Origin of the sequence: Halobacillus sp. BBL2006 (genome assembly GCF_000786645.1) — a bacterium.
Classification (GTDB): Bacteria; Bacillota; Bacilli; order Bacillales; family Halobacillaceae; genus Halobacillus.
This window is the reverse complement of record NZ_JRNX01000131.1, coordinates 1-9,012: the sequence shown is the minus strand read 5'-3', so window position 1 is coordinate 9,012 and position 9,012 is coordinate 1. Positions and strand designations below refer to the sequence as shown.

At 41.8% G+C, this 9,012-nt stretch carries 9 protein-coding genes and 1 riboswitch; of the genes, 6 read left to right on the top strand and 3 right to left on the bottom strand.

The genetic code is table 11. From position 1 onward, the window contains the following. On the bottom strand, positions 1-1,277 hold a 1,277-nt coding region (locus LD39_RS04780), incomplete at its 3' end, for a sodium:alanine symporter family protein (protein ID WP_035543469.1). A 339-nt stretch (positions 1,278-1,616) separates the two neighbouring features. Further along, complete coding sequence (locus tag LD39_RS04775) at positions 1,617-2,030, bottom strand: hypothetical protein (RefSeq protein ID WP_035543467.1); 414 nt, start codon at positions 2,028-2,030, stop codon at positions 1,617-1,619. A gap of 196 nt (positions 2,031-2,226) precedes the next feature. Beyond that, positions 2,227-2,332, top strand: a riboswitch (SAM riboswitch). Between the two features lie 70 nt (positions 2,333-2,402). On the opposite strand from LD39_RS04775, the gene LD39_RS04770 reads away from it, so the two are divergent. The 6 genes from LD39_RS04770 (at position 2,403) to LD39_RS04745 (ending at position 8,400) form a co-directional block, all read left to right on the top strand. Next, the gene (locus tag LD39_RS04770; protein ID WP_035543464.1) at positions 2,403-4,013 is read left to right on the top strand and encodes a sodium:solute symporter; all 1,611 of its coding nucleotides are present in this window, start codon (positions 2,403-2,405) and stop codon (positions 4,011-4,013) included. Positions 4,014-4,271: 258 nt separating this feature from the next. Next, the gene (gene qoxA, locus LD39_RS04765; RefSeq protein ID WP_035543462.1) at positions 4,272-5,222 is read left to right on the top strand and encodes a cytochrome aa3 quinol oxidase subunit II; all 951 of its coding nucleotides are present in this window, start codon (positions 4,272-4,274) and stop codon (positions 5,220-5,222) included. A 26-nt stretch (positions 5,223-5,248) separates the two neighbouring features. Next, a complete protein-coding gene (qoxB, locus tag LD39_RS04760) occupies positions 5,249-7,186 on the top strand; it encodes a cytochrome aa3 quinol oxidase subunit I (protein ID WP_035543460.1) in 1,938 nt (645 codons plus the stop codon). A 1-nt stretch (position 7,187) separates the two neighbouring features. Beyond that, positions 7,188-7,793, top strand: a complete 606-nt coding sequence (qoxC, locus tag LD39_RS04755; RefSeq protein WP_035543458.1) for a cytochrome aa3 quinol oxidase subunit III — start codon at positions 7,188-7,190, stop codon at positions 7,791-7,793. 1 nt (position 7,794) lies between these two features. Next, positions 7,795-8,166 carry a cytochrome aa3 quinol oxidase subunit IV gene (gene qoxD / locus LD39_RS04750; RefSeq protein ID WP_035543454.1) on the top strand — a complete coding sequence of 124 codons (372 nt, stop codon included), beginning with the start codon at positions 7,795-7,797 and terminating at the stop codon, positions 8,164-8,166. 24 nt (positions 8,167-8,190) lie between these two features. Then, positions 8,191-8,400: a hypothetical protein gene (locus tag LD39_RS04745; protein ID WP_035543451.1), complete on the top strand. Its 210-nt coding sequence runs from the start codon at positions 8,191-8,193 to the stop codon at positions 8,398-8,400. A gap of 43 nt (positions 8,401-8,443) precedes the next feature. On the opposite strand, the gene LD39_RS04740 is transcribed toward LD39_RS04745, so the two are convergent. Further along, positions 8,444-8,728: a hypothetical protein gene (locus LD39_RS04740; protein ID WP_035543448.1), complete on the bottom strand. Its 285-nt coding sequence runs from the start codon at positions 8,726-8,728 to the stop codon at positions 8,444-8,446. Positions 8,729-9,012: the final 284 nt, after the last annotated feature.

The window sequence follows — 9,012 nt, the reverse complement described above, 5'->3', positions numbered from 1 at the left end:
AAGCCGATAGCGATCAAGTTGATGACGGTCATGAGCGCCATGAACAGGTCGGCCATTTTCCATACAAGACTCAAGCTGGAAATGGATCCAATTAATACGAAAGCCATGGTCCCGATACGGAAAGCAAGTAACGCTGGTTTGCTTTCTTTAATAAACTCAATATTTGTTTCCCCGTAATAATAAGATCCAATGATAGAGCTAAAGGCGAATAAGAAAATAGCAACAGAGATGAAGATGCCGGACCATCCACCAATATGAGAGTTCAGTGAGTTTTGCAGTAATTCAATCCCTGAAACATCTCCTGCTTGGAAGGCAGGAGCAAGTAAAATAATGAAAGCCGTTGAAGAACAAACTAAGATTGTATCTACAAATACACCCAGGGATTGAATGAGTCCTTGTTTCGCCGGGTGTGAAGTCGTAGAAGTTGCAGCTGCGTTCGGGGCACTACCCATACCAGCTTCGTTTGAGAACAACCCGCGTTTGACACCATTTAAAATGGCTGCACCGATTGCTCCGCCCACAGCCTGTTCGAATCCTAAGGCATGGCCGACAATCAAGCCAATCACAGAAGGCAATTCTCCAATATTAATAATCAACACAACTGTGGCAATCAATAGATAAAGAACAGCCATAATCGGAACGATGACACTGGATAGATTTGCAATTCGGTGGACCCCACCGAAAATAACTAAACCTGTCACAGCCGTTATGACTAAACCGATGACTAAACGGTTGACTCCGAAAGCATTCTCAAAAGCCAAGGCAATGGTATTACTTTGTACGGAATTGAATATAAGGCCAAATGTTACAGCAATGAGCACAGCAAAAACAATCCCTAGCCATCTAGCTTTTAATCCTTTCTCAATATAATAAGCTGGACCGCCGCGAAATGCTTTTGAATCCTTAATTTTATATACCTGAGCCAGTGTACTCTCGATGAATGCCGTCGCTCCCCCAAGAAGGGCGACAATCCACATCCAGAATACCGCTCCAGGGCCACCTAGTGTGATGGCTACTGCGACACCGGCCAGGTTTCCCGTACCGATACGAGTGGCAGCTCCTACACAGAAAGATTTAAATGGTGATATATTTTTTTCACCATCTTTAAATTGAGGTTTTTCACCTAAAACACGAATCATTTCTCCGATAAACCTGAACTGTACAAATCGAGAAGCAATGGTAAAGTAGATTCCAATTCCCAACAATCCAGCAATGAGGACGTAGCCCCAAAGGATGTTATTTGAAAAGTCAATAATGCTTGATAGCAATTCTTCCATTAGTCGAATCTCTCCTTGTCTTTATGATTGTTTATTCTGAAAATTCAATCACGTGTATTATTATACATAAGCTTTTTATGAATTCAATAGATTGTGATAAATTACATTATTCTGACAATAGATGAAAGTAATTGCTGATGTTGGAATTTTTAAACTTTTATTCCTTTATTGAACAATTCGTGATGAAGAGTTGAATGGAATTTAATGTATAAAAAGGGGTGTTTATATTCATGTATCAGTTAAAACTGGATCGTTAAGGGTAAATTCAGCCCACAAGTAAGAGGCGAAGCGAAGAAAGGTAGAAAGAGCTTGGAAGCCCCAAGCTCTGATTGGAATACATTATAAGTTTAACAGCATAAAAATGGATGCCAGAGGAATACCGCTCAAAAAGGCAATCGAAATAAATACAGAACCATTTACTTGCTGTTTGTATTCAGTAGAAGCACGTTGGATAGTTTCTTGTCCATTAAACCACATTTTTACGAGAGCAATAAGCCAAATAAGTACGATCATTACAATCGATATGTACATATGAATTGAAGTTGTGATCGACTGTAGATTTGCGAACGCTATTACAATCAGCAAAATAGGAATTATTTCTGTAACAGCTGATAATAGGAAAAATCTTGTCTGAGCAGATTGAATGGTTTTTTGCGTGAGTTGGTTTTCTGTCAGTATGATGTTCATTTTGTTAGCTGCAAAGGATATACCTACGACAGTGATCAAGCTTGCTAGAAGAAAAAGATATTCCATTGTTGTCCTCCTAAGTATTTTTATCCATCAGAAATTCTATAGGTGACCTAAGAACTAACTATGGTAATTTCCACCTGAGCGGGATGGAATTGTATAATAGTTGAAGTTCGTTTGTGGTATTTTAATTTTCAGATTAATAATTGACTTTAGATTTTCACTGCTGTACAGTGGTAGATAAATTTATACGGAAACGACATCCTTATCAAGAGCAGGGGAGGAACTTGGTCCCGCGATCCTGCAGCAACCTGTCAGTATTGACAAGGTGCTCACTCCAACAGACGTCAGGGTCTGGAAGATGAGGAAGAGAAACAGCCTCTTCCTTATTGGGAGAGGTTGTTTTTTTGTATAAACAACAAAGAAGGAGGCTTCTCAATGACAACAGTTGGCTATTGGTTTGTTGGTTTTGCTTTGGCTTACACGTTCTTTCTGATCCTAATCAGTCAAGTGGCGAAAAGGAAAGCTACGGGTGGGAACGGATATTTTGTAGGAGGACGAGGTTTTAATACATTATTTGTGACCGTATGTATCACAGGGCTTTTCTCCGGATCCTCGTATATTGCTATTATAGAATTAAGTTATCTTCAAGGGGTTTCAGCCATCTGGTACGGAGTAGCGGAAACTGTACAGGTCCTGATCATTGCTTTAGTTTTAATCGCTCCTTTTAGGAAAAAGGCCCTTGTGACGATCTCTGGATTACTTGGTGATCGTTATGGGGAAAAAGTACGCGGACTGGCTGGAGCGATTACGGCGTTCACTTTTCCAATGTGGTCCGTTGCAACAGCTCTAGCCTTTGCTTCAGCATTATCAGTATTTACAGGTCTTTCTTTATTGCTTTCAGTAGGAGTTACAGCTCTTTTATTATTTGTATACCTTCAGTTTGGCGGCATGTGGTCCGTAGGATTAACACAATTAAGTAACGTCATTGTGTTTTTCGTTATGCTTGCGATTGGCACCTATGCCTTTTTCGTAAACCCTGGGGTCGAAGGGTTGCAAACGCTCTTTCAGGAAAAACCATCCTATGCTTCCATGGGTGGTGTTGGAATACAAACGATTCTGGCCTGGTTCGGAACTTTCCTATTTAATGTAATTCTTGCCCAGGCCGCATTCCAAATGGCGCTTTCCTGCAAGACACCTGAACAAGGGAGGAATGGATTGCTTTATGCGTCGCTGTTAGGGGTTCCGCTCATTATCGGTGCTGTGGTGTTCGGTTTATCAGCTGCCCAAGTGGTTCCTGGCGAAGCGCGAGGACTGGTCGCTGTACCGCTCTATTTAATGGAAACTCTGCCGGCACCGTTAGTAGCCTTATTCTTCTTAGGATTCTGGGCAGCAGCCCTAAGCTGGGGAGCTCCTTGTCAATTCTCTGGAGCAACGAGTCTAGGGCGTGATGTAGGTCGTGCACTGAATCGAAACGCAACCGATAGACAGCTGGTTACTTACACGAAATGGTCGCTTCTCTTACTAACTGTACTGATGGTAGGTTTTGCTTTTCTAAGATCGGACCAATCGGCATGGTGGAATGTGCTGGCATGGGTGACTAGAAATTCAGCCACTTTTGCTCCGGTTGTTGCGGCTATATTCTGGCCGGTCGTCACGAAAAGGGCAGCGTTCGTTTCCCTGTTTACTGGGTCCGCTTCAGGGTTGCTCTGGTACCATCTTGGGGGATGGGGCATTAACGAGTTTTATTTGAACATTCACCCTGTTTGGATAGGAATGATAGTGAATATCATAACGATTGTGGCGGTAACCTTACTTGATCGTTCCAATTCCTGGGTATGGAAAGGTTCTGTAAAAGGAATTGGCGCATATTCCACAGTTTTCGCGCTATTGCTGCTAATTATCCTTATTTCTGGTTTTGAGTACCTATATTCGACAGGAATTCTAGGAATGGTATTGGCTTTGATTGTTTCAAGTCTATTTATTACTTGTATGAGTTTTATCCGTGAAAAAACTGTAGCCTCGGCAAAATCCTATCAAACAGGATAAGAAAGAAGCCTCTTATTTTTCATGAGAGGCTTCTTTTGGTTTAACACTCTTCTATTAAGTGAACTTTATTCCATATACACGGGGGAATTATGTGGAAACGTGGCTAATTTATTGCAGAAATATAAAGGATTCATGAACCTTATGTGACAACTCGGTGAACAAGTCCCAAGAATTCGACTATATCTGCTATAATCAATCAAGTTATAGATTATAAGTGTACTTATTGTAAATTATAGATTGATAGGAGTGTGACACCATATGAAACAAAAGCGGCATCGGTCCAAGTGGCTATTTTTGATTCCGCTCAGCTTAGTTTTCTTCTTAAGCGGATGTGAACAGATGGTTATTTTTGACCCTAAAGGTCCAGTTGCCCAAAGTCAAAATGATCTTATTGTATATTCTCTTTGGTTCATGTTGGCAATTGTCGTTGTCGTTTTCGGCTTATTTGCCTACATGGTCATTAAGTATCGTGACCGACCTGGTCGGGGAGATAAAGATTATGATCCAAACATTCATGGAAATACCTTGATTGAGATTGTTTGGACGGTTGTTCCTTTTCTTATTGTTATCGCGCTGTCTGTACCGACAGTCGAAACTTTATACGATCTGGAAGATCCAGCATCAGCAACGTCAGAAGATCCTTCCGCTACTTTAGAGGAAGAGCCGTTAGTCGTTTACGCTACTTCAGCAGACTGGAAATGGTTCTTCAGCTATCCTGAGCAAGGGATCGAAACTGTGAATTATCTTCATATTCCAGTTGACAGACCTATAGAATTCCGCCTATCTTCTGCAGATTCCATGGCAGCTCTATGGATTCCTGCCCTTGGTGGTCAGAAGTACAATATGGCTGGAATGATGAACAAGCTTTACCTCGAAGCGAGTGAAGAAGGGGTTTACGATGGCCGTAACTCGAACTTTACAGGGGAAGGGTTTACTGAACAAACCTTTAAAGTTCATGCAGAAAAGGAAGAACAGTTCAATGCATGGGTAGACGAAACGAAAAAAGATGCCCCTGCGTTAACCCAGGATAAATATGACTCCTTACTTAAGCCGGGATTAGTCGACAAGATGGCGTTTTCTTCTACTCACTTACAGTGGGTTGACCACGGAACCAATGATGGAAGAGATTACGCGATCGAACGCCACCGTAATGCGTACGAAGAGAAACTTCATTTAGACAAAGACGGTGTACCATCATCTCATGAATAGTACTAAACGAAAGCAGGTGAACAAATATGAACATCACTGACATTTTAGTCACTGGTGAACCACTTATATATGGTGCCATGGTTTCCATTGTCCTTGTTTCTACGGCAGCCATCTTTCTTTTGACTTACTTCAAAAAATGGAAATGGCTATGGAGTGAATGGTTAACCACAGTTGACCACAAGAAAATCGGTATCATGTATATCCTTAGTGCTCTTTTAATGCTGTTCCGCGGGGGAATGGACGCATTAATGATGCGGATTCAGCTAGCATTTCCAGACCTTAACTTCTTAGACGCTCAGCACTATGATGAAATTTTTACAACACATGGGACGGTTATGATTATTTTCATGGCGATGCCTTTCCTAATTGGATTAATGAACATTATTGTTCCATTACAAATAGGGGCGAGAGACTTTGCCTTTCCGTTTCTGAATGCGGCAAGTTTCTGGGCATTCTTTTTCGGTGCTATGTTATTTAATATATCGTTTGTTATCGGAGGTTCTCCTGATGCAGGGTGGACGAGTTACACACCACTAGCTGGTGCGGCGATGAGTCCTGGACCAGGACAGAACTTCTACTTAATGGGGCTTCAGCTTTCTGGTATCGGTACGCTGGCCACAGGAGTCAACTTGATGGTAACCATCCTCAAAATGCGAGCTCCTGGTATGAAATTGTTCCATATGCCAATCTTTACATGGTCAACTCTTGTAACGTGTTTCATCATTGTCTTCGCGTTCCCGATCTTGACCGTAGCATTGGCATTGATGACGATCGACCGTATTTTCGGTGCACAGTTCTTCACTCTTACCGGTGAAGGTTTGCCGATGATGTGGGCGAACTTATTCTGGATGTGGGGCCACCCTGAGGTCTATATCGTTATCCTGCCAGCCTTCGGAATATTCTCTGAAGTCATTGCAACGTTTGCCCGTAAGCGATTGTTCGGGTATCACGCAATGGTCTGGTCGATGATCATTATTGCACTGCTCAGCTTCCTTGTTTGGGTACACCACTTCTTTACAATGGGAGCAGGAGCTTTTGTTAACTCTGTATTCTCTGTTTCTACGATGTTGATTGCCGTGCCTACCGGAGTGAAAATCTTCAACTGGCTGGCAACCTTATATAAATCGAAAATTGAGTTCACCGTAGCGAATTTGTGGGCGCTCGCTTTTATTCCGAGCTTCGTAGTCGGAGGGGTTACCGGTGTTATGCTGGGTATGGCAGCTGCCGACTTCCAGTTCCACAATTCCTATTTCTTAATTGCACACTTCCACTACGTACTAATTGCCGGTACCGTATTCGCCTGTTTCGCAGGACTTGTATTCTGGTATCCGAAAATCTTTGGGCACAAGCTCAATGAACGTCTTGGAAAATGGAGCTTCTGGTTGTTCCTTATCGGTTTCCATGTGTGTTTCTTCCCACAGTATTTCTTGGGATTAGATGGTATGCCACGCCGTATCTTCATCACAAGAATTGAAGAGTGGCTGCCACTAAACGTGATTTCTACAGTAGGTGCATTTGGAATGGGTGCAGGATTTGCTGTATTTGTTTATTGCATTTACTATAGTTATCGCTATAGTGAGAGAAAAAATAATGGAGATCCATGGAATGGAAGAACGCTTGAATGGGCGACACCAACTCCAGTTCCTTTTTACAACTTTGCAACATTACCGAACGTCGATGGCTTGGACTATTACCTTGCAATGAAAGAAAAAGGTGAAACGACGTTTGATGAGTCTAAACTGGAGCCGATCCACATGCCAAGCAACTCTGGAAAGCCAATTATTATGATGGCATTTTTCGCCTTTGCAAGTTTTGCTTTAGTATTCGAGTGGATTCCTTTAGCTATTGTCGGTTTAATTGGAGGCTTTATCATGATGGGTATCAGATCCTTCGACTACGATGACGGATATCATGTGGAAGTCGATGAAATCAAGCGTATCGAACGCTCGGCGAGGGGGTTATGATATGTCTGCACATGAATTGAAAACAGGACCACTGGAATATCGAACAGAATCAGGGAGATTTGCTATCCTTGGCTTCTGGATCTTCTTAGGGGCTGAAGTTGTACTTTTCGCAACGCTGTTTGCGACTTATGCCGTATTGTTCGGAAGGACGGCAGATGCACCCCATCCCGGTGAACTATTTGAAATGAAAACGACATTAATCATGACGTTTTTACTTCTAACCAGTAGTTTTACCTGCGGAATTGCCATTCATGAAATGCGCAGAGGATCCTTGAAAGGACTCATGACCTGGCTAATCATTACCTTGCTATTGGGTCTCGGATTCCTCGGCTTTGAAATATACGAATTTGTCCATTATGTTCACGAAGGAGCAACATTACAGTCTAGTGCTTACTGGTCTGGCTTCTTTATTCTCGCGGGTACACACGGACTTCACGTAACAGTCGGGATTGGATGGGCGACGCTTCTGCTTATCCAACTTGCTCGACGCGGTTTGACTAACGTAACGAACCGTAAAGTATTTGTTGTAAGTTTGTATTGGCACTTCTTGGACGTAGTATGGATCTTTATCTTTACAGGTATCTATCTGATTGGGATGGTGATATAAAATGGCTGATCCTAAGAAAAAAGTACCTATGAATCACGTGATTGGTTTTCTATTGTCGATTGCTATGACACTGTTGGCAGCCTGGGCTGTGATAGGCTCTAATCTTCCCGTAAGATGGGTGATCATTTCAATCTTGATTCTGGCCCTTCTACAAGCTGGTGTGCAGTTGTTCATGTTCATGCACATTACCGAAAAAGGGAGTGGAGGCGGTCACGTTCCTTGGAACATGATGTTCCACGGCTTCGCTCTTGCCGCTATTCTAGTCGCAGGATCATTGTTCACCATGTCCTTTGGTTTCCATCATGATGGTGGAGATCAAGGTGACCATAATCAAGAACAACAGCAAGAAGAACAAATGGAAATGGATCATTAAAAAAGACAGGATGGTGAAACAGTTATGGAGCAGAATAAATATCTTCATAACGTAACCGCAGGTATGTGGATGAATGTCATCGGATTTGTCATATGTATTGCTTTAACAGCTATTTCCATTGTAGGATTCTTATATTCTGGTTACAGTCCTAAATTCCTTTTAGCTTTAATCTCTGTCCTTGCCTTTTCGCAAGCAATGGTGCAGCTATTTCGAATACAGCCTACGGATGGATAACATTAAAAAGCCCTTTTCCTATTATGGAAAAGGGCTTTTTGTTTTATTTCATGCTTTCTTTGAGCGTGTCTTTAAGCCTTGGATTAGATTTCACCATAGCTATGACGAACATCACCCAGGCAACTTCTGCCATAACGAGGCTTAGATAGTAGGTACTCCATGTAATGGAGAATGCTGCTGGTGTTGTAAAGTACAATACTTGGAAAAAGTAGACCCACATCCCAACCAATAATACGGACTGGACGGCAGCTAAAGCAGGCTTTTTCATTTGCATGAAGAGAAATGGAGTTACGGTTGCAAGTACAAGAAACAATACGGCTATACCCATTGATCACAACTCCTTCTATTTAGTAATTCCATGTAAGCGTTATCTTATTTATTATTGTAACAAATAATTCTCACAATGGACACAATTTGTTCATAAATAGGTATCTTTTCCTAAAGTATTCCACTTTATTTACATAAAAAAACATCTCTAGAGCTGAATGAACTCTTGAGATGTTTTTACGCTATATCTTATTGAAGCTTTTTCTTATTCCATTAAAGATCTCGTTTGTTGAAGACTCAGTTTCGAGACTTTTATGTGCGATGATGGTGGCGGGGGAAAACGAC

Coding starts and splice junctions, on each gene's coding strand:
- LD39_RS04775 (WP_035543467.1), bottom strand. CDS start 2,030: ATGGAATATCTTTTTCTTCTAGCAAGCTTGATCACTGTCGTAGGTATA.
- LD39_RS04770 (WP_035543464.1), top strand. CDS start 2,403: ATGACAACAGTTGGCTATTGGTTTGTTGGTTTTGCTTTGGCTTACACG.
- qoxA (WP_035543462.1), top strand. CDS start 4,272: ATGAAACAAAAGCGGCATCGGTCCAAGTGGCTATTTTTGATTCCGCTC.
- qoxB (WP_035543460.1), top strand. CDS start 5,249: ATGAACATCACTGACATTTTAGTCACTGGTGAACCACTTATATATGGT.
- qoxC (WP_035543458.1), top strand. CDS start 7,188: ATGTCTGCACATGAATTGAAAACAGGACCACTGGAATATCGAACAGAA.
- qoxD (WP_035543454.1), top strand. CDS start 7,795: ATGGCTGATCCTAAGAAAAAAGTACCTATGAATCACGTGATTGGTTTT.
- LD39_RS04745 (WP_035543451.1), top strand. CDS start 8,191: ATGGAGCAGAATAAATATCTTCATAACGTAACCGCAGGTATGTGGATG.
- LD39_RS04740 (WP_035543448.1), bottom strand. CDS start 8,728: ATGGGTATAGCCGTATTGTTTCTTGTACTTGCAACCGTAACTCCATTT.